Genomic DNA, 24,755 nt, shown 5'->3' on the forward strand with positions numbered 1-24,755 from the left:
AGAATCCTATAGGGTGAACGTGGAGATTCACGGAAAGGAGCCGTCTAACATGAAAGAAAAAGAGGGGAAGAAAATGGGGAAGAGAGTAATATTTCTTGTAATGATGGTTGTTCTGTTCAGTGGTGTTTTTGGAAGCAGGTTTGGGCAGGCGCAGGCAAAGCCTCGGCAAGAGACATCAACGGAAGTGACGGTTAAGGAAGGAAGCAATAAATTAAGAAATACAATGCTTTTGATTAAGTCAAAAGAAAAGAATTCGAAAATGAAAGTGGTAGTGACGGACGCTAAAGGTGCTTTTAAAGAAAGACTATCTGACGGTTCCTACAGTGTGAAGGCCATAAAGCCGGAACATAACGGTGCCTGGTATACATCTTCAAGCACCTTCTCTGTAAAAGGAGGAAAGGTGTCTGGGTTTAATAATAATGATGTGCACGTTAGCAAAGGCAGCAAAATAGAGTCAGCTCCCAAGAACTCTGATATAACGCTTAACGGAGTGTTAATGGACGGCCGGGGATTGAAAGGAGATTTGGTAATTGCAAGGTACACCGATGAATATGAGGAAGAGCCGTTTATTGTTTCCGCCAGCAATAAGGGTGAATTTTCCGCATCGCTCTCTGATGGAACGTACTATATTTTCGGCGTACAATTTGCTGATGGGTTTTATCGGTATGATATGAATTTTAGTATTGAAGGCAAGGAGCTGTATGTTAATGGAGAAAAGAAATCTTCATTAAATGTGACGCTTCCTGAAAATAGTTACACATTAAGTGTACATGATACTTCAAACCCTCTAGCAAATGCTGAGTTAGTCCTGGAGAAAGTAGTAGATGAAGCAGAAGGGTATACCGAGTTTATTCAGTACGTGACCACCACTAAAAAGGGAGAAGCTTCGCTGCGGAAGCTGCAGGATGGATTGTATTCCCTGGGGGTTTATCATCAAACCTTTTCTTCATGGCAAGCTTTGACTTTTGAAGTTTTAGACGGAAAACTGGTGGTGGATGGCAAACGGGTCTCTATTCTTGATATTGCAGTCCCTGATATTAATTTGACAGGAATAGTTACTTCGGAATCAAAATCGGTTGGCAATGCCGGATTGGAAATCCTGGCTTTTAATGAGAACGGGGAAGCTGCGGACTGGTACTATGTCGCTGCAGATGATAAAGGACGCCTCCAATTCAGACTTGCTGATGGCTCATACCAGGTGATTTCTGTTTATGAAAACAACCGAAATTCACATACAGACATCAAGTTTGAAATTGAAAATGGCAGACTGCTTCAGGATGGGGCCGTTCAAACTTCTTTAAAGGTTGATCTTCCCCCAGTTACTTTCAGTGGAAAGCTCCTGGAAGGGGGACGGGTACTTGAAGGAAGTGCAGAAATAGAGACAGTTTCAGAAGATGGTAAGTACGCCTGGTACAGTGCTTCGACGGATGAGAATGGAATCCTTTCTCTTCGATTGCTGGATGGCCAATATCGAGTGAATTATATAAATCTTTACGAAGACGGAGAGTCGATGCCTTATTCGGCAGAATTTGAAATCCGGGATGGAAAACTGTATGTGGATGGAGTGCAGAAAGAATCGCTTGATTTGCAGGTGCCCCCGGTTACCTTGAATGGAATGGTCTTTGACGGAGATGTCCCATTAGCAGGTGGGGAAGCAGCAGTTCACTCCACTGATCCGGAGTACTATAATTGGAAACCGATCAATCCAGATGGATCCTTTACTATGCGCCTTCCGGACGGTGATTATGTCCTTGAACAAGTATACGCAAATGACAGGACAATGGCTTTAGTAAAAAAGGAATTCACAATCCTGGAAGGAAAGCTTTATATAGACGGAGTTTTATCTGAAAGGCTGGAAATCAAGCTTCCGCCTGTCAATGTTACTGGTGTATTAAACGAAAATGGCAGCCAGGTTGATGGAGATGTGAATATAAGGACAGTAAGTGAAACGGGAGAGACAACCCATTTATGGGCAACGACTTATGAAGACGGGCAGTTTAACTTCCGCTTGCCTGATGGTAAATATGAAGTGTTTTATATTTATTTATATGATGGTACAACAGACCAGACGGTAAGAAGTTTTACCATTGAATCCGGCCAGCTGTTTGTTAATGGGGAAAGAGCGGACACCCTTTCTATAGATATTGCACCTGTTACAGTTACCGGTACAGTCCGGAATGGGGAAGATTTGATAACGGAAGGATATGTATCGGTCACGGCACTTGGAGAAAATGCAGAACAAAAATGGTATAGCAGTGAAATCTTTCATGACGGCACCTACAAATTCCGTCTAGCAGACGGCAATTATGAATTACGCTTTGTTGATACGTATACAGCCTCATATTCGTTTAACAAGCCGTTCACCATCGAGTCGGAAAAAATCGTGGTTGATGGAGAGGAAGTACAGTTCTTGGATATCAATCTTGAGGATGCTGGCCAAGGGGGAGTAGAAGGAGAAGCTTAAAATTATCCTAAGAAACAGCCTGAATCTTGGAGGAGGCAGGCTGTTTTTTTATGATCTTCTTATTACTGACTAGCATTGATTCTATACAATAACTAACGTAAACAGGTACTATTAACAATAGAAGAAATACGAATAAACCCGGCGGTTAAAAGTCCGGGCTTTTTTGTCTGAATGCTGTTAATTATGTATATGTACTGTGGTTTAATCAAATCTGGCTCGCAAGAATTGTTACTAAGGCACTTAACACCATAGTAAAAAGAAAGCTATAAAAATACATAAGTTTTCTGTTACGATCCTTCTTGAGCTGTATTTCCTCCGGTGTTACCCAATATTTGTCCGACATCCACATATCTCCTTTTATTTGAATCTGGCTAAACATTCTTTTCCCTGTTGGAAAAGTTTTCAATCTAGTCAAAAGGGTGGATTTTTTCTTTCTTTAGTAATTTTTCATTATCAATAGTAATAACCATTCCAATTGTACTAACACCTTTTTACACTATCTACCTATTCAAAATCAGCGGAATAATGTAGTAATATGCCAATAGGAGTTGAGATAATTGAAGCTTTTTGATAGTTTACCTAAATCGATTAAGAAGACATTAAGATATATTAATCAGGATTTGGATTCTCTTCATAAGTTAGAGGAGCTGCAGGCAACGCTGAATCATTATATTGAAAAGCGTAAACGGCAATTGAAAAAGGGGAGCTGACTATAAGCTGCATCCCAATTGTTAGACACAACTGACAATTGGGATGCAGTTTTTTTATGAGGAAGGATCCCTTAGAAACCAAATTAGAGGCTCTTATAACTACCTAAATGGTTGCGACTGCATCTCCCTACGGATCAAATCAACAATATATAATGAAGGAAAGGCTCGCTAAACAGTGAGCCTTTTTGATTTTTATAAATTGAACGTGGCCTTCTATTTATATGGGTAATTTGTCTTGTTTATTGCGGAATTTATGGTATTATTTGCCGGCTAGTTAAAATAACTAATAAAAAATATATTTTAAATAAAAAATCAGAATACCTCAATAAAGAATGAAATATATCTTATAAAGAACGTTTTTTTGAATTATATTAAACAAAAGCGAGGGCTTAATAATGAATGAAAAGAATCTTAAGCCAGTTTATCAACCAATTATACACCTTGAAACAAATAGAGTATTAGGGTTTGAAGCCAATATAATTGGTCTTGAAGAAGATGGAACAGAATTACGTTATCCAGACTTGTTAAAGAGGAATATAAAAAATTTAGATTTTATAGCCAGAGATAAAGCTATAACCCAATTCAAAATAAGGCAAAAAGGTTTTAAATTATTTGTAAATGCTGAGCCAGAGGAAATGGATATACCATTGTTCTATGAAGATGTCGATTTAACAAATGTCGTATTGGAAATTACCGAGAATTCCTCAATGAAAAATCCTACCAGAACAAATGAACGAATAACTTTTTTAAGACGAAAAGGTTTGGAAATTGCATTGGATGATTTTGGATCTAATAAGCAAAATTACGATAAATTATCAATTTCACCTGATTTTATAAAATTGGATAAATTATTTATAAAGGAAGAAGGGTTATTGAGAAAAATGGCATCTTTAACTGGTGACTATAAAGTAATATTGGAAGGTATTGAGGATACAAAGTTTGTAGATATTGGAAAAGAATTAGGAATAATGTTTGGACAAGGTTTTGCTCTTGGAAGGCCAATGCCATATGAGGAAGTAACAACAAAAATAATTAATGGAGATTATCAGGTAATGGAATATAACTAATGGAAAGACAAGCAAAATAAAAGTACTAAATCAATTTCATAAGAGAAAATTGCAAGTTTCAAGTGATATTAATTATTAGATACTTTAATGATAAAGACAGGTTCATCCTGTCTTTATTTTCATAAGAACGCCAAAAATATTGAAAGGGGATGAAGAGATGGGAATATTTATAAAAACCGAGGAGAAAGCTGTATTCGACTTTGAGCTTGTGTATGACACTGATAGTAAAATCCATGTTGATTGGTATGCGAATGGCCTTTTATGGGAGCAAAAAATTTTAGGAGGCCCCACTGCATTTTATAAGAAAAATTACGGGATAATTGTAGCAGATCTCAAAGAATATGAAGAGTATCAGAAATTTTTCTATGAAAAACTCTCGAATAAAACCTTTCTACAAGAAATAGTTCCCAAACTCGCTATTTCTATTATTGATGTACACCGAGCCTGCAGGAAATTTGAACTAGAAAGGACGCGTGAAAATGCGGAAATTCTCCATAGAAAAGTTTCCTATATGCTCGGATTTAAAAGAGTCAGCGACTACTGCCAGAATAATATTGATTTAAATAAGGAGAATGTACCTTCATATCTGCTTCGTATTGTACAAGGCTTACAAAGACTAAAAGAACATCCGAGCATCGAGAATAAGAAAATATTTATAAAAAGATATGGGTATCTTCATACGTTTAAAATTGCACGAAATGAACTGGAAACATTGGAAGGTGTTCAAAAAAAAATTAACAAGATGTTTCCAGATACCGTTATCCGAAAAAGAAAGAATTGGGGCTTGGGCAGCCCCAGTTCTATAGGAAAATACATCCTTTGGTATGAAGAGCTTAGGCATGTTTATCAGTTGAGAGCTTTACGGAACTTCCGTAACTACTTCGAAGAAATTAACATTAATATACATGATGGATTGTTCGAAGGTGATGGAATATGAGTAAAGCAAGCAACCTTAAAACACTAAGAAAAGCCGGTTTCAACGTTCCTGTAAGTTACGTAGTAAACGATCAAGATGGAAGGAAAGAATTGGAAATAATATGGAACGAACTATCTGGAGAAGCACCACTTGTTGTTAGGTCTAGTATGGGTGATGAAGATTGTGTAGATGAAAGTTTAGCTGGAAAATATCTAAGTATTCTTGGTATCGAATCATTAGATGAATTGGAACAAGCTGTCTATAATGTTCTATCTTCTGGAAACGAAGAAGGCTATAGGGCTGCTCTCATACAGCCTCTAATTCATTCAGTTATTTCCGGTGTGCTTTTTACTTCCTCCCCCTTTTGCTCCCATCATATGGTTCTTGAATCATCCTATGGTAGTGGTGAACTAGTAGTTGGGGGAATCATTACTCCTGATTTGTTTCTTCTCAATAAACATTCAGGTAATGTAACATATGAGATTTCAACTGAGAAACGATATGGTAAGTTTTATTTAAAACATCCATTATCGAGTGGTGATGATTTGCCATTTCCGGACCTAGACGGGAGAGTATCCGCTGTAGCCGGGAACATGTATATTGCGAGTTTTTCTTACCAAACTAGAACAAAATCATCCCTACCGATGAACATAATAAAACAATTGTTCAAACTGGGTGCTGAGATAGAAAGTATTTTCGGGAGACCGCAAGATATCGAATGGACCTATGACTATGAAAAAGTGTGCATTTTACAAACAAGAGCTATAACACGAATAAATACAATTCCAAAGACAGCAAAAATGAATTATTCTTTACTGAATCCAATTAATTCTGAGACCAGTACGGATTCATCAGAGAAATTTTTGAAAGGAAATACAGCCTCAGTAGGAGTAGGGGTAGGTAAAATTGTATTATTAAGACCTGATACAGAAGTAGACCTACCGGATGAGGATTATATTGTAGTAGCTTTTGAAACCCAGCCGAAATACGCTTATGAAATGTGCCGGGCAAAAGCAATAATAACTGAAACTGGAGGTATATTAAGCCATGCTGCAATTGTAGCAAGAGAACTAGGAATTCCTTGCGTGGTCGGTGTTAACAATCTTATGGATACAGCTAAAAGGTATTCTTTTGCAGAAGTGGACGGGGCAAGCGGGGTGGTTCGGTTTGTTTAAAGCCGGGGATAAATGGGATTTATTTGTATCTTCGGGACGTGTGTCGGGGTTTTCAGATAATGTATGGAAGAAGATACTTTCCCTAGATTTGAATCCTTATGTCTCAAAGAAAATCATAGGTTTACCCGATTTCGGAGATGATGGAACCACATTAAATGGATTAGTGTTTAAGAGCGAAAATCGCGTTTTTCCTCTCGGAGCCGGGAAAGATATCGGTTGTGGATTCCGAGTACTGCATGTGCCAAGAAATAAGGTAGATATAGAAAAAATAGAAAGAGAGTACCAGTTTTTTGCAAAAAATATCACATCATACAAACCTGGGACTACCCTTTTAGATGAAGAAATAGAACAAATTTTTTATTCGAATAGTGATAGACCAAGTCTTATAAAACAAGAAGAAGTAAAATTGAGCTTCGGGAGAATAGGAAAAGGTAACCATTTTATCGAGTTTCGAACTATTGATATCAAAGATCAACTTGCCGCCAAAAAACTAGGTTTTGAAACAGGAGATATAATCATTCATATTCATAGTGGTAGCGGGCTTTTTCTAGAATATATGATTTTAAAATATGCTGCCCTTTTTAACAATAATAGAGGTTATCAAAATGCTTATGAGTTACACTTTCCCTTTGAAAATTGCCTAATACAACAGTTTTTAGCAGATGCAGAGCGATGCCTTCAAGTATCAATCGCAAACCGTAATGCATTAGAGAGATTAATAATTGAATGGATTGGATCGGCAATTCGAGTGTTAGATGTATCCCACGATGTTATTGAAGTGGAAGGGACAACTGTTCATTATCAAAAAGCGGTGCAGCGTTACAGTGAATATAAAGGTTTAGATATTGCGATCATTCCTACTACTATTGAAGAACAATCCTATTTGGTAAATAGAACTGGCCATTTTTCTTTTGTCAATCATGGATCTGGAGAAGGTGAAGAAGGAGATACACAGAATATAGGATCGGTAAAAACCAATTTTGATAAAACTTCTAGCAGAACTTTTTTCGGTATAAATGATTCGCTGGAAATAGCAACCAGAAACGCGTGGTATAAAATAATTTGTAATCTTAATCCTTGGATATGCATCAAAAATTTTAATGAGTGGTAGTTATATCTGTTAAGGAATCAGAATATAACTCAATGGAAAGGAGGGATACTATGGGAAATCACGGACCAAATATTCAACATTTAGAAACAATCCAAAGAATTATTAACGAGATGAAGTTAAAAGGAGAAAAAAAATCCAAATAAATTTAAAAGGGTGCGTTAGATTAAAAAGATTGGCTGCTTGCTCAGCCACTTTTTACTTTTGCGAGGTTTTAGCAAAAGAAGATAGTGACCATGTAATCTATGATGGATTAGCAGTAAAAAAGTGGTGATTAGTTGTTTAGTACTAATTTTTTTAAAAAATAGAATTTTTGAGGGCTTTCTGAATTAGTATTCGCATGCGCCGAAAAGAAAAAAATCAACCGATTAATAGGTTTATTCAGACTGTCGACAAATCCTAAGCATTTGAGAGGTTTGTGGACAGTTTTTTTGTATAATTAAGTTACAGAGATTTCACATGAGGTGGTTGAAATGCTAATTAAAAATACACAGATGAATCGTGACCAAATAGAAATGATCGCTTTAGAACAATTTGTACCTGCGAATCATTTAGTTTGCAAGATCGAAGCTGCTATAGATTTTTCGTTTATATATTCTTTGGTTCAGGAAATGTATTCGCAGAACGAGGACCTATTGATCCTGTAGTATTGATAAAGATGGCTTTCATCCAATATACCTTCGGTATCCGCTCTATGCGTAAAACCATAGAAGAAATCGAAACCAATATGGCGTAACGTTGGTTTTTAGGCTTTGGTTTTTATTATAAGTGCCTCACTTTTCAACGTTTGGTAAGAACTATGAGCGACGCTTTAAGGGCACGGATTTATTTGAACAGAGTTTCTAACGTATTATAAAAGAAGCTTCAGAAAAGTAATTGATTAGTAGTGAGCACGTATTTATTGATTCTACACATGTTAAAGCAAGTGCAAATAAGCATAAATTTGAGAAAAAAGTAGTTCGAAAAGAATTGAAAGCTTATGAAGCACGTCTAAAAGATGAGATTAATAAAGATCGGGAAGATCACGGGAAAAAGCCATTCCCTCCAGATAAATTTGATAAAGAAGAATTAAAAGAAATAAAAGAAAGTACCACTGACCCAGAGAGTGGTTATTACGTTAAGGACGAACGAACTAAGCAGTTTGCATATTCATTTCATGCAGCTGCTGATCAAAATGGTTTCGTATTGGGTGCAATTGTAACGCCGGGGAATATCCATGATAGTCTCATATTCGAGCCATTAATGGAGAAGGTCGTAGAAAAGCACGGTAAACCTTAGCTGTGGCTGCTGATGCTGGATATAAAACACCTGCTATTGCTCAATACATATTTGAAAATGATATGACACCGGCTTTACCTTATACACGCCCTCGCACGAAGGACGGTTATATGAAAAAACATGAGTATGTCTATGATGAATACTACGATTGTTATATCTGTCCGCAAGGACAAATATTGAAATATGCAACGACAACGAAAAATGGAAAACGTCAATACTTCTCTAATCCGCTTGAGTGTCAAAACTGCCCGTTGCTTTCCGAATGCACACAGAGTAAAGAACATAAAAAATTGATTGAGCGGCATGTATGGGAACATTACATAGAAGAAGCAGATCATCTTCGTCACACAAAAGAGAATAAAAGCATATACGCAAGACGAAAGGAAACTATTGAACGTGTCTTTGCGGATGCTAAGGAAAAGCATGGTATGCGTTGGACAACTCTAAGAGGCCTAGAAAAATTGTCCATGCAGGCGATGCTTACTTTTGCTGCTATGAATTTGAAAAAGTTGGCTTGCTGGACATGGGAGAGTCCAGAAATAGCGTAATAGTATTGGTAGGAATCGTCTACACCCTGCTCTTACGAGCAAAAAAACAACGAAAAGGCACCCAAATGGACTCATTCGGATGCCTTTTGTCTACAATCTGAATCAACCGATTAACCGGTTAATTTTAATATCTTGTCTATTATTGGTTTCAGCTGGGCGTTACTTTGATAGCAGATGGCGATAATGAATCACGATTTATTAAATAAGTGTACAGCCCTATACTCGTTTAACAAACCATTCACCATCGACTCGGGTATGAAGGAGAAGCTAAAAATTTTCATCAATAAACAGCCTGAATCCTGGAGGAGACAGGCTGTTTTTGATCTTCTTATCACTGACCAGCATTTTCTACTATAAAATAACAAACATAAACAGTTACCAATAATAATAGAAGAAACATGAATAAACCCGGCAGTTAAAATCCCGGGCTTTTTTTGTCTGGATGTTGTTTATTATGTATATATACAATTGTTTGATCAGATCTGGCTCGCAAGGAATGTAACTAAGGCACTTAACACCATAGTAAAAAGAAAGCTATAGAAATACATATTTTTTTTGTTCCGCTCTTTTTTAATCTGTATTTCCTCCAGGGTGAACCAAGATTTCTTCGACATCCACATATCTCCTTTTTCTGGAATCTAGCTAAATGTCTTTTCCCCATGAACGAATATTTAATCTAGTAAAAAAGAACGAAGTTTCAGCGTACTATGATGAGAAATAACCTTTAACTTTTTACACTATCTACCTATTCAAAATGACCTGAATGATGTAGTAAGATTCCAATAGGAGTTGATAGTTTGAAGATTTTTGATAGTTTACCTAAGTCTATTAAGAAAACGTTAAGATACATAAACCAGGACGTAGATTCTCTTTATAAGTTAGAGGAGCTGCAAGCTACGCTTAATCATTATATTGAAAAGCGTAAGCGGCAATTGAAAAAAGGGAGCTGATGAACGTTGATCGGCTCTCTTTTTTTATGCAAAAAAAAGCACCTAAAAAGGTGCCCTGGATAATACTAAGTCATTCATTTTATTTTTGTGGTATTCTAATTTGCTAATTAGTTGGGCTTTCATTTGTTGATCTAAGCAGCCATTTAACAACATTTCTATGTAGATGATTCTGAACCTTCTCCAGTTGTATCTAGCTTTGTATGCAGCAGGTCTCCATTTGAGCACGAAAATCCCCCCATAACTAACTTTTAAAGGCACTTTCATCATAATACAGGTCCATTGTGAAGGGTGTCAGAATGAGTTGTCGATATAACGAATTCTATAAAACCCACCTTTTAGCCCAGGCTGTGATTATTTAATTCAAACTTTTTTGAAAATAAAACAATTTATAATTTCAATATAATAGTATAAATGGTATGATAATCCATTATAGAAGTCATAGTAATATTTTCACTGTTATTTTACTTAAAATGTAAGTTTATTAGACAAAACTTCTTAGTATTAGACATTTTACGTCTATTTACTCTCCAAAACATCGATGTTACGATTTAATAAACAATTTGGGAATATAAGGGGATTTGTTGATGATCGATATTCACTGCCATATCCTTCCCGGGGTGGATGATGGGCCGGAGAGTAATTATAAGAGTATTGATCTAGCGAGGTTGGCAGTCGAACAGGGAATTCATACGATCGTAGCCACGCCGCATCATATACCGGGAAGTTATTCAAACACGAGGGAAGAGATTCTTAGGAAAGTAGATAATTTTAATGAACAGCTTAAGAGTGAGAAAGTTCCCCTTACCGTGCTGCCTGGCCAGGAGACACGGATCAGCGGCACATTAATAGAAGAATTAGATCAAGGAGATATTTTAACTCTTAATGATAAGTTAAGCTCAATGCTTATTGAATTTCCAAAGGATCACGTTCCTAAGTATACAGAGAAACTGTTTTATGATCTGCAGCTAAAAGGGATTTCACCGATTATTGTTCATCCGGAGCAAAACCTAGAGATCCTCGAGGATCCGGAAGTGCTGTACCAGTTAATTAAAAAAGGTGCCTATGCACAGGTAGACGCCGAAAGTGTCGCTGGAAAGCTAGGTCGAACTGCAAAAAGATTCACCCATGATTTAATTAAGGCCAAGCAGGTTCAGTTTATCGGTTCGAATGCCCGCGATATGACGAAGCGTTCTTTCAAAATGAATCTGGCATTAAAGGAAATAAAAAAATCGTTCGGTAATGAAACCATCAATATGTTTATGGTCAATGCGGAAAAGGTCATAAAAGGGGAGCCTGTATTTAAGGAAGAGCCGGACAGGCTCAAAAAAGTCAAAAAATTCGTGTTATTCAAATAAAAAGACCCTGATCCACAGGGTCACTTGATAAATAAATCTAGAACGGTGTCAGCCCAAACTTTATGTCCTTTTTCGTTCGGGGCGGAGCGATCTTCATTCAAGTATTCTTTTATTTCTTCTGTTTTATAGTCTGGCCAGTTGGCCCAGTGATTTAGATAAAGATACCCGTTATCTTGTGCAAAACTATTCAGTTCCTCAACTTGGGAAGGATAAATCGTAGCGTTTGGAATAGGGTGAGTCGGCTGCAAGATAAACAGGGTATTTTTTTTGGATTCTTTCGCAGAATTTATCGTATCCTGAATGGTTTTCCGGGAATCTTCCGTCGAAACTTCGCCATTATTGTTTAAGGTAAAAGGCTCAAACAAAACAATGTCCGGCTGCTCTTTAATCAGGTCGGCTACTTTATCCTGCTGGACAAACTGTAAGGAAGTCATATCGTATTTTAGAGTCTTGAAAGCAACTTGATTATTAAACTCTTCCTTAAGTGTAGTGCCAACCATTTCTGGCCAGCTGTTAGTACCGCTGCCAAGTGCATTAGATCCTAGGAATACGATTTTAACAGTTTCTTCATTTTCAGCAGCTTGCTTAAACACCTTCTGAATTTCTTTATTTGGAATAGACTCAATCGCACTTGGCAGATTGCTGTCACTTTTAACTGCTTCGGAAGGTGAAACTTCCTTATTGTAGGCATCTGTTGATGTGACTGTCTGATTCCAATGGATGTTACCTAAAATTATGGCACCTAGCGTTAATATAATCAAAATAGGTATGAAAATCTGTTTCATATCCAACTATTCCCCCTGTTAAACTAGTAAGTAATTCCAATTAAGCATAAGTTACACATTTTGGTGGAAAATATATTAAAATCAATATAGCAAATTACACATTTATTAATTTTACTACAAAAAGAGAAATTATTTTACAAAATAGTAATTTTAATGACATAATTCTATTGGCAATTTTTGTGTTATAATTTTGAATAATATTGTTGTTTATACAAGTTCAGGAGGATGAAATGGAAGAAACCATTAGTTTAAAAGAGCTGTTTGGCGTGATCCGAAAGAGAATGGGATTAATCGTATTGATTACTCTTGCCGCAGTTCTTGTGAGTGCACTTATCAGCTACTTTGTTCTTACTCCCGTTTATCAGGCTTCGACACAGCTATTAGTGAATCAAAAAGAAAGCAAGCAAACTGTATATAATCCTAATGAAATACAAACCAATTTACAGCTTGTGAATACGTACAACGAAATTATTAAAAGCCCAGTCATTTTGGATAAGGTAAGGGAAGAATTAGATCTTTCCATCTCTACTGGAGTCTTGACTTCAAAAATTACTGTCAGCAATGCAAACGAATCTCAGGTATTAAACCTTTCCGTCCAGGATACAGATCCATACCAGGCGGCAGATATAGCTAACAAAACAGCAGAAGTTTTCCAGCGTGATATTAAAAGCATCATGAACGTGGATAACGTTACGATTCTATCAAAGGCTACTGTAGGGGATAAAGTTTCACCAATAAAGCCTAAGCCGTTATTAAATATAGCGATTGCCTTGGTCATAGGCTTAATGGCCGGAGTAGGATTAGCCTTCCTATTTGAATATCTGGATAACACGATCAAAAACGAGCAGGATATTGAAACCTTATTAGATCTTCCGGTTTTAGGATCGATCGCAAACATAGAAGAACCAAAAGAAAGTAAGGGTAAAGAAAAATCAGTGAGAGGTGAGTCACTTGGCGCTTAATAAAAAGAAACAACTGCTGCAAACCAAAAGAAAACTGGTTACTCAGATAAGTCCAAAATCACCGATTTCTGAGCAATATAAAACGATCAGAACCAATATTCAATTCTCTTCCATAGATGAAGAAATGCAAACGATCCTTGTAACATCACCTGGACCTGGGGAAGGTAAATCGACGACCGTATCGAATTTAGCGGTTGTATTTGCTCAGGCTGGAAAGAAAGTATTGCTAGTCGATTCAGACTTAAGGAAACCGACAGCACACTATACCTTCTCATTTACAAACACCTTTGGCCTAACAAATGTATTAACAAAGCAAATGTCGTTTGAAAAAGCAGTTAAGGGTTCAGATGTAGAAAACCTTGATATTCTAACAAGCGGCCCGATTCCGCCAAACCCAGCTGAACTTTTAGGTTCAAAAAGTATGGTAGAGCTAACAAAAAAATTAAAGGAGCTGTATGACATCATTCTTTATGATACTCCGCCTGTACTCGCCGTAACGGATGCGCAGGTTTTATCCAATATGTGTGATGGAGTAATCCTGGTAGTTTCGAGCGGCCGTACCGAAAAAGAAACAGCTATTAAAGCAAAAGAACTCCTGCTGGGTGTCCAAGCGAAAATTGCAGGTGTGGTTCTAAATAATAAAGACATAAAGGAATCCTCTTACTACTATTACTATGGAAAAAAATAAAGGCTAGACAAAATAATTACTTTCTATATAGAAGGTATATTATTTTGTCTAGACTCTGTAAATAATTGGGGGTTTATTAGGGTGATAGACCTACATAGTCATATATTGCCAGGTGTGGATGATGGAGCGAACAGCATAGAAGAAAGCTTAGAGTTAGCAAGACTTGCAGTTAAAGAAGGGATACAAACTCTATATGCAACACCGCATCACAAAAATGGCAGCTATGTTAATGAAAGAAAATCGATTCTAAAAGCTTCAGAATCCTTAAACAAAGTAATGCAGGATGAAAAGATACCTTTAAAGATCATGCCGGGCCAGGAAGTAAGAATATATGGGGAAATTGCAGAAGATGTGGAGAAGGCAGAACTTCTTCTTATTGGAACTCAACACGGGCAATACCTTCTTGTAGAACTTCCGTCCGGACATGTACCTAGATATACAGAAAGAGTACTGTTCGACATTCAGCTGCTGGGCATTACACCCATTATTGTGCATCCGGAACGAAACGCAGAAATCATCGAACGGCCGGATATACTATTTAATCTAGTTGATAAAGGTGCACTAACTCAGGTAACAGCATCTAGTGTAACCGGGTACTTCGGAAAAAAAATTAAAAAATTTTCGCATGATCTAATATCAGCAAATCTAACTCACTTTATTGCATCAGATGCACATAACACCAAAAGCCGCAGCTTTAACATGATACAGACTTACGACGAAATAGAAAAAGAATATGGCATCGACATGATCTACTTATTTAAGGAAAATGCTGAAGCCGTTTTACTAGGAGACTCGGTCTACAAAGAAATGCCTCAAAAGATTAAAACTAAAAAGTTCCTCGGAATCTTTTAGTTACAACTAGGTGATGCCTCCTTACCTCTATCAAAGGAGACACTCGGTCATACTGTGGGTATTTAATCCTTAGACGCTTGTCGTCGCTAGTATGGTGTGAGGCTGGGTTAGATGCCCATAATTTTATTTATTTGATAGATATCTAATGAGAGGGCGTGTCAGAGCAACATGTGTTTTCATTAGATATTTATTTTTGCCTGCTTCTTCAGCCAATTAAAGTATTAACTTAGTTTTTCACTAAAAGGGGGAATTTCGGTTGGCGTACCGAAAAAGATTAACGGTTTTAGCATTATTAGACTCTCTAATTGTATTATCGGCGATTTATGTAAGTTATTTAATTTTACACCCGTATTTAGACATCTTTAAATTACACACCCTGCTAATCAGCTCTGTAACATTGTTAATCAGCCATCATGTTTTTGCTTCAGTCTATAAGCTGTATAACAAAGCATGGGAATACGCCAGTGTTGGAGAGCTATTTTCCATTGTAAAAGCAGTGAGCTTTTCAATCCTAGTAACTGCAGTCGTTCAAATGCTAATCTTCCATAATATATATGTCAGGGCATTGGGTTTAACATGGATGCTGCATGTATTACTGATTGGTGGATCCCGCTTTTCATGGAGAATGTTCAGGGACCGCTACATAAGCAACCAGGGTGAAATGAAGAGAACCTTAATCATAGGTGCGGGCTCTGCTGGAAACATGGTCGCACGGCAGTTATTAAAAAATCATGAATCTGAATTAAAACCGGTAGCTTTCATTGATGATGATCCAAAGAAATACAAGCTTCACTATTATGATATTCCGGTTGTAGGAAACACAAAATCCATCGTGGATACAGTAGATAAATTGCAAATAGAAAATATAGTAATCGCTATCCCTTCACTCAGCAAAAAGGAGTTAAGAGCGATCTTCGAAGAATGCTCAAAAACCAGCGCAAAGACACAAATCATGCCGATGCTTGAAGATTTAATGATGGGCAAAGTCTCAGTAAATCAATTTAGAGATGTGCAGGTTGAGGACTTACTAGGCAGAGAACCAGTAGAGTTAGATATAGAAGGTATTTCAGATTATGTATCCAACAAAACAATACTTGTTACTGGCGCCGGCGGTTCTATCGGATCTGAGATTTGCAGGCAGATTTCGAAATTTTCTCCAAGCAAGCTAGTACTTGTAGGTCATGGTGAAAATAGTATTTACCATATCGAAATGGAATTAAGAAATAAATATAAAGACTTGATACAAATCATCCCCATCATAGGTGATGTGCAGGACCGGATAAGAATGTTTGAGGTATTTGAAGAATTTAAGCCAGATGTAGTGTATCATGCAGCGGCACATAAGCATGTTCCACTCATGGAATATAACCCAAAAGAGGCAGTTAAAAATAATGTTATTGGGACCAAGAATGTCGCGGAGGCAGCAGATACTTTTGGGGTTAATACTTTTGTGTTGGTTTCATCTGATAAAGCTGTAAATCCAACCAATGTAATGGGTTCAACGAAGCGTATCGCGGAAATGGTTATTCAGCAGTTAGATAAAGAAAGTAAGACTAATTTTGTTGCTGTACGGTTCGGTAATGTTCTTGGTAGCCGCGGCAGTGTAATTCCATTGTTTAAAAAGCAGATTCAAGCTGGTGGACCGGTTACGGTTACACATCCAGAAATGACGAGATATTTCATGACAATTCCTGAAGCATCAAGACTAGTTATTCAGGCGGGGTCATTAGCTCGAGGTGGAGAGATTTTTGTATTAGATATGGGTGAACCAGTAAAAATTGTTGACCTAGCGAAAAACCTTATCAGATTGTCTGGTTATTCTATAGAAGAGATCGGGATAAACTTCTCTGGTATAAGGCCGGGAGAGAAGATGTTTGAAGAGCTTTTAAATGAAAAAGAGGTCCATCCTAAGCCGATTTTTCCGAAAATTTTTATTGGAAAAGCAGTGTTGGAACAGGAAGCTGAGATTACTTATTTACTTGATCAGTTTGAGAACTTTTCAGGGAGTGATTTGAAAGAGTATGTCATTAACTTGGCAAATAGAAGAAAAAATAAGATGCTTTTACTAGCTAAATAAAAGGAGAAGTGTCAAATGAAAAAAGTACGCAAAGCGATTATCCCTGCGGCGGGGTTAGGTACCAGGTTCTTACCAGCAACAAAGGCTATGCCTAAAGAAATGCTACCAATTGTAGATAAACCTACCATTCAATATATAGTAGAAGAGGCAATAGAATCAGGAATTGAAGATATCATTATTGTTACTGGTAAAGGGAAAAGGGCAATTGAAGACCACTTTGATAATTCTTTTGAGCTTGAACAAAACCTTTTGGAAAAAGGTAAGTTCGAGTTATTAAACGAAGTTCAAAAGTCTTCAAAAATGGTGGATATACATTATATTCGCCAAAAGGAAGCAAAGGGATTGGGGCATGCTATATGGTGTGCAAGAAAATTTATTGGGAATGAACCGTTTGCAGTCTTGTTGGGGGATGATATTGTCCAAGCGGACAAACCTTGTTTAAAGCAGATGATCGACCAATATGATCGTTTTAGGGCTTCAATTATCGGAGTACAAAAGGTACCTGAAGAAGAGGTTTCTAGATATGGGGTTGTAGATGGTGAAGAAATTCATGAGAGGCTTTATAGTGTTACAGATTTAATTGAGAAGCCGAAGGTGGAAGATGCACCTTCGAATCTTGCAATTATGGGAAGATATATATTGAGCCCAAGAATTTTTGAAATCTTACAACACCAAAAACCTGGAGCTGGCGGAGAGATTCAGTTGACCGATGCAATTGCGGAGTTAAATAGATATGAGTCGGTTTATGCCTATAACTTCAACGGTAAGAGATACGATGTGGGCGAGAAGTTAGGGTTTATAAAAACGACGATTGAGATGGCGTTACAAAATAATGAATTGAGATCTGATTTGTTTACTTTTATCGAGCAAGTTATTAAGGAAAATAAAGTAGAAACTAAATAGGCCAAATTGTTATTAAGTATCTGATGATTTATTTAGATTGATACTTTTGTTTTGAAGCGATTTGTTATATGGAGATGATCTAAGTGAACGGGTTAGTAATACGCTATATGTCATAGTATATTTTAATTTGTTATGCAAGAAAGATAAAGAGTGAAAAATTCCTCACTTTCTTTTTATGAACATCCAAATGGCATTATTAGTATCTCAACCCTTATGCAAATCGCACACATACTTATGGTTCAAACATTGTATAAAATTAATATCAGTTTACGTTGTTATGACCATAATAAACACCTTTTGGCTTTGAGTATACGAAACCTCCCAGCTTAAAAGGTGTTTTAATATAATATTCAAATTATAAATATAGTTATGTTCAAAGACTAAGTAGTGATATTTCGAAAATACTGTGAGTACAGGGACTGTTGTCTTTCTGTATGATTGTACTTTCCGGTTCCGAAAGCTAAAAGAAAGAAATATATATAGACTTTTGTACCGTGCCGTTCCTTTTTTTAAAAGTATGTGAAATTTTTCTGTGCAGATACCTACACTTATACTGTCAAACAACGTGGCTTACAAAGGGCTAAACAGTCACAATAAAAAGCTTAAATATCATTCTATAATTGTATCAGAGATTGAATAGTTATTACGAGGTGAGTATTAGAATAAGATAACAAATAACAATATATAGTAATGAAATTGTGTTTTTAACGATGAAATATACTGCATGTTGACTTTTTTATCTATTTCTCATATTGAATATAATATGCGAGGTGGCTATCAGATACAGATTTGTTTAGTAGGTTAGTAGTTGGTTGGAAAGGCTGAAAAGTTCCAATTAAGTCCTAAATTACTAAATAACTTTTCAAGGAGTGTAACAGGCATGTATATGAAATTTAAAAGTCTGATAGATATTCTTCTTTCTTTAATTGGACTTATTGTTTTATCACCTATTTTCTTAATCCTCATTATTGCTATTAAGCTTGATTCTAGAGGTCCGGTTCTGTTCAAACAAAAGCGTGTTGGAATCAATAAGACACATTTCAATATATTGAAGTTCCGTACTATGAGAATAGATACGCCTAAGGACACTCCTACTCATTTGTTAGGAGACCCGGATCAATACATTACTAAAGTAGGTAAGTTCCTGAGAAAGACTTCACTTGATGAGTTACCGCAGATTTGGAATATCTTTGTTGGGCAGATGAGTATTATTGGGCCTAGACCAGCACTATGGAATCAATATGATCTGATTGCGGAACGAGATAAATATGGAGCTAATGATGTACCACCTGGGTTGACTGGTTGGGCACAGATTAATGGTAGAGATGAGCTTCCTATTGAGGTGAAGGCGAAGTTGGATGGGGAGTATGTTGATAAAATAAGCTTATTAATGGATATTAAGTGTTTCTTTGGCACTATCGTTAGTGTTGTGAAAAGTGATGGAGTTGTTGAAGGCGGGACTGGAGTAGCTGGTAAGAAGGAAATTGCTAGTACTAAGGAGAGCATTTCTAAATGAAAAAAATATTAATAACTGGGAAAAACAGCTATGTAGGTAGGAGCCTGGAGAATTGGCTAGGAAATTATCTAGATAGATATTTGGTAGAGACGATTAGTTTAAGGGATGATTCATGGAAGAATAAGGACTTCTCGGGATATGATGTTGTGTTTCATGTGGCTGGGATAGCACATGTATCATCAGATCCTAAAATGGAAGAAATGTATTATAAAGTGAATCGTGATTTAACTATTGAGACTGCTAAAAAAGCCAAATCAGAAGGTGTTAAGCAGTTTATTTTTATGAGCAGCATTATTGTATATGGTGATAGTAGTAGTGGAAAAAGAGTTATTGATGAAAATACAGTACCTACACCAAGTAATTTTTATGGCAATAGCAAACTACAGGCAGAAGAAGGGATTAAACCTTTAGAAAGTGATAGTTACAGAGTGGTTATTATTAGGCCGCCAATGATTTATGGGAAAGGTTCTAAAGGAAATTATCCCAAGTTGGCAAAAGCAGCACAGAGGCTTCCAATATTTCCTGATGTTGATAATCAACGAAGTATGCTTCATATTGATAATCTTTGTGAGTTCATTAGGCTCATTATTGATAACGAAGAGAGTAGTACCTTTTTTCCTCAAAATAGGGAGTACGTTAAGACAAGCGAGATGGTAAAGCTAATAGCTGATGTTTATGGAAAGAAAATTAAACTTACAAAATTGTTTAATCCGGTATTGTCGGTAATTGAGATGAAAATAGGATTAGTAAATAAGGTATTTGGTAATTTAGTTTATGATAAAAGTATGAGTAGTTATAAAGAAAATTACCAAATAAGAGATATCCAGAAAACAATTGAGTTAACGGAAAAATAGAGGGAGGGTGGAAGTGAATTGAAAAAACATATTTTAGTTATCGCACAATATTTCTACCCTGAACAATTTCGTTTTAATGATATTTGTGCTGAATGGGTTAAAAGGGGTTATAAAGTAACAGTTATAACTGGTATACCGAATTATCCACAAGGTAAATATTATGAAGGGTACGGACTTTTTAAAAAAAGAAAAGAAACATACAAAGGTATCGAGATTATTAGAATTCCACTCATACCAAGAGGGAATAATTCAATAATGCTCGCTTTAAATTATGTATCATTTGTGGTTTCAGGTTACTTTTGGAAAGTGTTCACGAAAATAAAAGCTGATTATGTCTTTATATTCGAAGTATCCCCAATGACCCAAGCGTTGCCTGGTGTTTGGTACGCAAAAAAGAGGCAGATACCATGTTACTTATATGTCCAAGATCTTTGGCCTGAAAATGTTGAAATTATTACAGGTATAACGAATGAGCATATTATTGGTGCTATTGGAAAAATGGTTGATTATATTTATAAAAATTGTACAAAAATCTTTACTACTTCCAATAGTTTTGTAGACTCAATTGAAAAACGTAATGTGCCTAAAAAAAAGATAGAATATTGGCCACAATTTGCCGAAGATTTTTATCGACCATTAGAGAAGAAGGTTAATCCAGAGATTCCAGATGATGGAGCGTTAAATTTAATATTTGCTGGTAATATTGGTTACGCACAGGGGCTAGATATCTTACCAAAAGTTGCGATGCTGATAAAACAAAAGAAATTAGATAGAAGAATTCGTTTTAACATAGTTGGAGATGGAAGATATAAGGAATCTTTAGTCGATATTGTTAATTCAAATAATCTAGGTTATATGTTCAATTTTATTCCAAAACAACCAGCAAATGAAATTCCTTATCTCATGGCAGCTTGCGATTCTGCTTTTTTGTGCTTAACAAATAATCCATTATTTGCAATGACAATTCCTGCAAAACTCCAATCTTATATGGCTTGCGGTATTCCGATTATTGCTTCTGTCGAAGGTGAAACAAACCAAATTATTAAAGAGTCAAATGCAGGCTTATCTAGTCCTGCGGGTGATGCACAAAGTCTTTGTGAGAATATTATTGAACTATCTACCAAGTCCGGCATCGAATTAAAACAATTAGGTATAAATGCTAGAAACTACTATGATAAATACTTTAATAAAGAAATATTGTTGAACAGAATGGATGTAAACTTTAGAAACACTATAGATATGGAGGAGACAAAAATTGTTTAAAAATAAAACATTATTAATTACAGGTGGTACAGGTTCGTTTGGAAATGCAGTAATGAAAAGATTCCTAGATACTGATATAAAAGAAATTCGTATTTTCTCACGTGATGAAAAGAAACAAGATGATATGAGAAAACTTTATAAAAATGATAAACTGAAATTTTATATTGGGGATGTACGAGACTTAGCAAGCGTAAAAAATGCAATGCATGGAGTAGACTATATCTTTCACGCAGCAGCATTAAAACAAGTTCCATCCTGTGAGTTCTTCCCTCTTGAAGCTGTAAAAACTAATGTTATGGGTACTGATAATGTATTAACAGCAGCAATAGAGTATGGTATTCAAAAAGTAATTTGCCTTTCAACGGACAAAGCGGCATATCCAATTAATGCTATGGGAATTTCAAAAGCAATGATGGAAAAAGTATTTGTTGCAAAGTCTAAGACTGTTGACCCAAATAAGACACTAATTTGTGGAACTAGATATGGTAATGTTATGGCCTCACGTGGTTCAGTTATTCCATTATTTATAGATCAAATAAAAAGTGGACAGCCATTGACGGTTACGGATCCTACAATGACAAGATTTTTAATGAGTCTAGAAGACGCAGTCGAACTAGTTGTATTTGCGTTTCAAAATGCTCAAGCTGGAGATATTATGGTTCAGAAATCACCGGCAAGTACAATTGGTGATTTAGCACAAGCTGTTAAGGAAATATTTGATGTAGATAATCAAATAAAAGTAATCGGTACTCGCCATGGTGAAAAACATTATGAAACACTACTTACCAAAGAAGAATATGTTGTAGCTGAAGATATGGGCGGTTTCTATCGTGTTCCTTCCGATCAAAGAGACTTAAATTATGATAAGTATTTTGTAGATGGTGACAGTAGATTATCAACGTTGGAAGAATACCATTCCTCTAATACACAAATATTAACTGTCAAAGAAATCAAAGAAAAATTATTAGAATTAGATTATGTTCAAAGTGCATTAAAGGAATGGAATAATAAAGTACATGTAATAAACTAAAGGGTGGTTTTGATTAATGAAAATTCTTGTTACTGGGGCCAATGGTTTTGTAGGAAAAAATCTTATTGCTGAACTTAAAAATAAAGGATATACAGATATTTTCGAGGTAACTAGAGAAAGTGATTGTTCATTACTCGAAAGATACACAAAAGAATGTGATTTTGTCTTTCATTTAGCTGGGATAAATAGACCAAAAGATGAGAATGAATTTATGGAAGGGAATTTTAGTTTAGCCTCTCAGTTATTAGAATTATTAAAGAAACATAACAATAAAGCTCCTGTTCTTCTTACGTCATCTATTCAAGTAGATAAAGATAACCCTTATGGAAGAAGTAAGAAGGCTGGAGAGGACTTATTATTCAATTATTATTATGAGACTGATGCCAAGGTATATGTATATCGACTTCCAAATTTATTTGGTAAGTGGAGTAAACCAAACTATAATACTGTGGTTGCTACATTTTGTCATAATATAGCAAGAGGTTTAGACATCCAAGTAAATAATCCAGATGCAATGCTTAATCTTTGTTATATAGATGATGTTTTAGAAGAGTTTTTAAGAGCTCTTGAAGGTAAGCCGACTATGCAAGATGACTTTTGTGTTGTGCCCGTAACACATAATATTAGACTAGGAGAATTGGCTAACCTTATAAAGAGCTTCAAAGATAGTAGGAATAATTTAAGTATTCCTGATATGGAAGATGATCTAAGAAAGAAATTATATAGTACGTACTTAAGCTTTTTACCAGAAGGTCAGTTTTCCTACGACCTTAAAATGAATTGTGATGATAGAGGTTCTTTTACAGAATTCATGAGAACGCCGGAAAGAGGGCAAGTTTCAGTAAATGTATCAAAGCCTGGGATTACAAAAGGGAATCATTGGCATCACACTAAAAATGAGAAATTTTTAGTTGTTAGTGGCGAAGGATTGATTCGTTTTAGAAAGATAGGTTCTGACAAAATAATAGAATATAAAGTAAGTGGAGAAAAGTTACAAGTTGTAGACATCCCAACTGGTTATACTCACTCAATTGTAAATGTAGGAGAAAATGACCTTGTTACAGTAATGTGGGCAAATGAATGTTTTGACCCGAATAAGCCGGATACTTATTTCTTGGAGGTATAGTAATGAAGAAATTAAAAGTCATGACAGTCGTTGGCACTAGACCAGAAATTATTAGACTGTCAGCAGTTATAAATAAATTAGGAGAATCAAAAGCAATTGAACATACACTTGTCCATACAGGACAAAATTATGATTATGAATTGAACGAAGTGTTCTTTAAAGATTTTAATTTAAAAAAACCAGACTATTTTCTAAATGCCGCAACAGGAACTGCAGTAGAAACAATTGGTAATATCCTTGTTAAGATAGATCCAATCATAGAAGAAGTAAAACCAGATGCATTTCTAGTGCTTGGAGATACCAATAGTTGTTTAACAGCAATTGCAGCAAAGAGAAGACATATCCCGATATTCCACATGGAAGCAGGAAATAGATGCTTTGACCAAAGAGTACCAGAAGAAACCAATAGAAAGATTGTGGATCATACGGCTGATATAAATTTAACCTATAGTGATATTGCAAGAGAATATCTTCTTAGAGAAGGATTTCCTTCAGATAGAATTATTAAAACTGGAAGCCCGATGTTTGAGGTTCTTAACTCTAGAAAATCTGACATTGAGAGTTCAGACGTGTTAGAGAGATTGAAATTAGAGGAAGGAAAATACTTTGTAGTATCTGCTCATAGAGAGGAAAATATCAATTCGGAAACCAATTTTATGGATTTGGTTAATAGTTTAAATGCGATTGCAGAAAAGTATAATATGCCAGTGATTGTAAGCACACATCCTAGAACTAGAAAAATGATACAGTCTAAAGGGATTAAGTTTAATCCTCTAGTTATGACTATGAAACCGTTAGGCTTTAATGATTATAATAAACTACAATTAAAGTCGAGAGCTGTTTTAAGTGATAGTGGAACGATTAGTGAGGAGTCTTCTATTCTTGGGTTTAGGGCTCTAAATATTAGACAATCTCATGAGAGACCAGAGGCAATGGAAGAAGCAGCGGTTATTATGGTTGGTTTAGAAAAGGGAAGAATATTACAAGGACTTAAAGTATTAGAGTCACAAGAAAAGGACACTTTAAGACTTGTTGGAGATTATAGTATGCCTAATGTTTCTGATAAAGTATTGAGAATAATATTATCTTATGTGGATTATGTGAATAGGGTTGTTTGGGGGAAATAAA

At 35.9% G+C, this 24,755-nt stretch carries 21 protein-coding genes and 1 pseudogene; 20 read left to right on the forward strand and 2 right to left on the reverse strand.

Annotation, left to right across the window (positions count from 1 at the left end; all coding sequences use genetic code 11):
* Positions 1 to 49 precede the first annotated feature (49 nt).
* From CUU66_RS00975 to CUU66_RS23870, 8 genes and pseudogenes are all read left to right on the forward strand, one after another.
* Positions 50 to 2,464 carry a hypothetical protein gene (locus CUU66_RS00975; RefSeq protein ID WP_101639814.1) on the forward strand — a complete coding sequence of 805 codons (2,415 nt, stop codon included), beginning with the start codon at positions 50 to 52 and terminating at the stop codon, positions 2,462 to 2,464.
* Positions 2,465 to 3,021: 557 nt separating this feature from the next.
* Positions 3,022 to 3,174, forward strand: a complete 153-nt coding sequence (locus tag CUU66_RS00980) for a LytR family transcriptional regulator (protein ID WP_101639815.1) — start codon at positions 3,022 to 3,024, stop codon at positions 3,172 to 3,174.
* A gap of 395 nt (positions 3,175 to 3,569) precedes the next feature.
* The gene (locus tag CUU66_RS00985; RefSeq protein WP_101639816.1) at positions 3,570 to 4,241 is read left to right on the forward strand and encodes an EAL domain-containing protein; all 672 of its coding nucleotides are present in this window, start codon (positions 3,570 to 3,572) and stop codon (positions 4,239 to 4,241) included.
* 157 nt (positions 4,242 to 4,398) lie between these two features.
* Positions 4,399 to 5,178, forward strand: a complete 780-nt coding sequence (locus CUU66_RS00990) for a hypothetical protein (protein WP_101639817.1) — start codon at positions 4,399 to 4,401, stop codon at positions 5,176 to 5,178.
* Positions 5,175 to 6,332, forward strand: coding sequence for a PEP/pyruvate-binding domain-containing protein (locus CUU66_RS00995; RefSeq protein WP_101639818.1), 1,158 nt, complete (start codon positions 5,175 to 5,177; stop codon positions 6,330 to 6,332). The genes CUU66_RS00990 and CUU66_RS00995 overlap by 4 nt, the downstream gene beginning before the upstream one ends.
* The gene (locus tag CUU66_RS01000; protein WP_180955106.1) at positions 6,325 to 7,443 is read left to right on the forward strand and encodes an RtcB family protein; all 1,119 of its coding nucleotides are present in this window, start codon (positions 6,325 to 6,327) and stop codon (positions 7,441 to 7,443) included. The genes CUU66_RS00995 and CUU66_RS01000 overlap by 8 nt, the downstream gene beginning before the upstream one ends.
* 470 nt (positions 7,444 to 7,913) lie before the next feature.
* Positions 7,914 to 9,266: pseudogene (locus tag CUU66_RS01005) on the forward strand (IS1182 family transposase).
* A 183-nt stretch (positions 9,267 to 9,449) separates the two neighbouring features.
* Positions 9,450 to 9,623, forward strand: a complete 174-nt coding sequence (locus CUU66_RS23870; RefSeq protein ID WP_180955107.1) for a hypothetical protein — start codon at positions 9,450 to 9,452, stop codon at positions 9,621 to 9,623.
* A gap of 119 nt (positions 9,624 to 9,742) precedes the next feature.
* Here CUU66_RS23870 and CUU66_RS23875 read toward each other — a convergent pair whose 3' ends face one another.
* Positions 9,743 to 9,880, reverse strand: a complete 138-nt coding sequence (locus tag CUU66_RS23875; protein WP_180955108.1) for a hypothetical protein — start codon at positions 9,878 to 9,880, stop codon at positions 9,743 to 9,745.
* 920 nt (positions 9,881 to 10,800) lie between these two features.
* Between CUU66_RS23875 and CUU66_RS01020 the strand changes: the two genes are divergently transcribed.
* Positions 10,801 to 11,571 carry a tyrosine-protein phosphatase gene (locus CUU66_RS01020; RefSeq protein ID WP_101639822.1) on the forward strand — a complete coding sequence of 257 codons (771 nt, stop codon included), beginning with the start codon at positions 10,801 to 10,803 and terminating at the stop codon, positions 11,569 to 11,571.
* A gap of 20 nt (positions 11,572 to 11,591) precedes the next feature.
* On the opposite strand, the gene CUU66_RS01025 is transcribed toward CUU66_RS01020, so the two are convergent.
* The gene (locus CUU66_RS01025) at positions 11,592 to 12,356 is read right to left on the reverse strand and encodes an SGNH/GDSL hydrolase family protein (protein ID WP_101639823.1); all 765 of its coding nucleotides are present in this window, start codon (positions 12,354 to 12,356) and stop codon (positions 11,592 to 11,594) included.
* A gap of 230 nt (positions 12,357 to 12,586) precedes the next feature.
* Between CUU66_RS01025 and CUU66_RS01030 the strand changes: the two genes are divergently transcribed.
* From CUU66_RS01030 to wecB, 11 genes are all read left to right on the forward strand, one after another.
* The gene (locus CUU66_RS01030; RefSeq protein ID WP_101639824.1) at positions 12,587 to 13,318 is read left to right on the forward strand and encodes a YveK family protein; all 732 of its coding nucleotides are present in this window, start codon (positions 12,587 to 12,589) and stop codon (positions 13,316 to 13,318) included.
* Positions 13,308 to 14,006 carry a CpsD/CapB family tyrosine-protein kinase gene (locus tag CUU66_RS01035; protein WP_101639825.1) on the forward strand — a complete coding sequence of 233 codons (699 nt, stop codon included), beginning with the start codon at positions 13,308 to 13,310 and terminating at the stop codon, positions 14,004 to 14,006. The genes CUU66_RS01030 and CUU66_RS01035 overlap by 11 nt, the downstream gene beginning before the upstream one ends.
* An 81-nt stretch (positions 14,007 to 14,087) precedes the next feature.
* Positions 14,088 to 14,858: a tyrosine-protein phosphatase gene (locus CUU66_RS01040; protein WP_101639826.1), complete on the forward strand. Its 771-nt coding sequence runs from the start codon at positions 14,088 to 14,090 to the stop codon at positions 14,856 to 14,858.
* 256 nt (positions 14,859 to 15,114) lie between these two features.
* Positions 15,115 to 16,935, forward strand: coding sequence for a polysaccharide biosynthesis protein (locus tag CUU66_RS01045; protein WP_101639827.1), 1,821 nt, complete (start codon positions 15,115 to 15,117; stop codon positions 16,933 to 16,935).
* A gap of 15 nt (positions 16,936 to 16,950) precedes the next feature.
* Positions 16,951 to 17,838 carry a UTP--glucose-1-phosphate uridylyltransferase GalU gene (gene galU / locus CUU66_RS01050; protein ID WP_101639828.1) on the forward strand — a complete coding sequence of 296 codons (888 nt, stop codon included), beginning with the start codon at positions 16,951 to 16,953 and terminating at the stop codon, positions 17,836 to 17,838.
* A gap of 880 nt (positions 17,839 to 18,718) precedes the next feature.
* Positions 18,719 to 19,354, forward strand: coding sequence for a sugar transferase (locus CUU66_RS01055; protein WP_101639829.1), 636 nt, complete (start codon positions 18,719 to 18,721; stop codon positions 19,352 to 19,354).
* On the forward strand, positions 19,351 to 20,208 hold the full coding sequence (locus CUU66_RS01060; protein ID WP_101639830.1) for an NAD-dependent epimerase/dehydratase family protein: 858 nt from the start codon (positions 19,351 to 19,353) through the stop codon (positions 20,206 to 20,208). The genes CUU66_RS01055 and CUU66_RS01060 overlap by 4 nt, the downstream gene beginning before the upstream one ends.
* Before the next feature lie 18 nt (positions 20,209 to 20,226).
* On the forward strand, positions 20,227 to 21,471 hold the full coding sequence (locus tag CUU66_RS01065) for a glycosyltransferase family 4 protein (RefSeq protein WP_101639831.1): 1,245 nt from the start codon (positions 20,227 to 20,229) through the stop codon (positions 21,469 to 21,471).
* The gene (locus CUU66_RS01070) at positions 21,464 to 22,501 is read left to right on the forward strand and encodes a polysaccharide biosynthesis protein (RefSeq protein WP_101639832.1); all 1,038 of its coding nucleotides are present in this window, start codon (positions 21,464 to 21,466) and stop codon (positions 22,499 to 22,501) included. Before CUU66_RS01065 ends, CUU66_RS01070 begins: the two co-directional genes overlap by 8 nt.
* Positions 22,502 to 22,517: 16 nt before the next feature.
* Positions 22,518 to 23,627, forward strand: a complete 1,110-nt coding sequence (locus tag CUU66_RS01075; RefSeq protein ID WP_101639833.1) for a capsular polysaccharide biosynthesis protein CapF — start codon at positions 22,518 to 22,520, stop codon at positions 23,625 to 23,627.
* A gap of 2 nt (positions 23,628 to 23,629) precedes the next feature.
* Positions 23,630 to 24,754 (forward strand): non-hydrolyzing UDP-N-acetylglucosamine 2-epimerase, encoded by a 1,125-nt coding sequence (wecB, locus tag CUU66_RS01080; RefSeq protein ID WP_101639834.1) that lies wholly within the window; start codon positions 23,630 to 23,632, stop codon positions 24,752 to 24,754.
* Position 24,755 lies beyond the last annotated feature (1 nt).

This window comes from Peribacillus deserti (genome assembly GCF_002863585.1).
In the GTDB taxonomy this organism is placed as follows: Bacteria; Bacillota; Bacilli; order Bacillales; family DSM-1321; genus Paraperibacillus; species Paraperibacillus deserti_A.

Excerpts from the sequence above, each read along its gene's own strand:
- CUU66_RS23875 (WP_180955108.1), bottom strand. The coding sequence starts at position 9,880 with ATGTCGAAGAAATCTTGGTTCACCCTGGAGGAAATACAGATTAAAAAA.
- CUU66_RS01030 (WP_101639824.1), top strand. The coding sequence starts at position 12,587 with ATGGAAGAAACCATTAGTTTAAAAGAGCTGTTTGGCGTGATCCGAAAG.
- CUU66_RS00995 (WP_101639818.1), top strand. The coding sequence starts at position 5,175 with ATGAGTAAAGCAAGCAACCTTAAAACACTAAGAAAAGCCGGTTTCAAC.
- CUU66_RS01075 (WP_101639833.1), top strand. The coding sequence starts at position 22,518 with ATGAAAATTCTTGTTACTGGGGCCAATGGTTTTGTAGGAAAAAATCTT.
- wecB (WP_101639834.1), top strand. The coding sequence starts at position 23,630 with ATGAAGAAATTAAAAGTCATGACAGTCGTTGGCACTAGACCAGAAATT.
- CUU66_RS01020 (WP_101639822.1), top strand. The coding sequence starts at position 10,801 with ATGATCGATATTCACTGCCATATCCTTCCCGGGGTGGATGATGGGCCG.
- CUU66_RS01025 (WP_101639823.1), bottom strand. The coding sequence starts at position 12,356 with ATGAAACAGATTTTCATACCTATTTTGATTATATTAACGCTAGGTGCC.
- CUU66_RS23870 (WP_180955107.1), top strand. The coding sequence starts at position 9,450 with ATGAATCACGATTTATTAAATAAGTGTACAGCCCTATACTCGTTTAAC.
- CUU66_RS01060 (WP_101639830.1), top strand. The coding sequence starts at position 19,351 with ATGAAAAAAATATTAATAACTGGGAAAAACAGCTATGTAGGTAGGAGC.
- CUU66_RS00985 (WP_101639816.1), top strand. The coding sequence starts at position 3,570 with ATGAATGAAAAGAATCTTAAGCCAGTTTATCAACCAATTATACACCTT.
- CUU66_RS01055 (WP_101639829.1), top strand. The coding sequence starts at position 18,719 with ATGTATATGAAATTTAAAAGTCTGATAGATATTCTTCTTTCTTTAATT.
- CUU66_RS00975 (WP_101639814.1), top strand. The coding sequence starts at position 50 with ATGAAAGAAAAAGAGGGGAAGAAAATGGGGAAGAGAGTAATATTTCTT.
- CUU66_RS00990 (WP_101639817.1), top strand. The coding sequence starts at position 4,399 with ATGGGAATATTTATAAAAACCGAGGAGAAAGCTGTATTCGACTTTGAG.
- galU (WP_101639828.1), top strand. The coding sequence starts at position 16,951 with ATGAAAAAAGTACGCAAAGCGATTATCCCTGCGGCGGGGTTAGGTACC.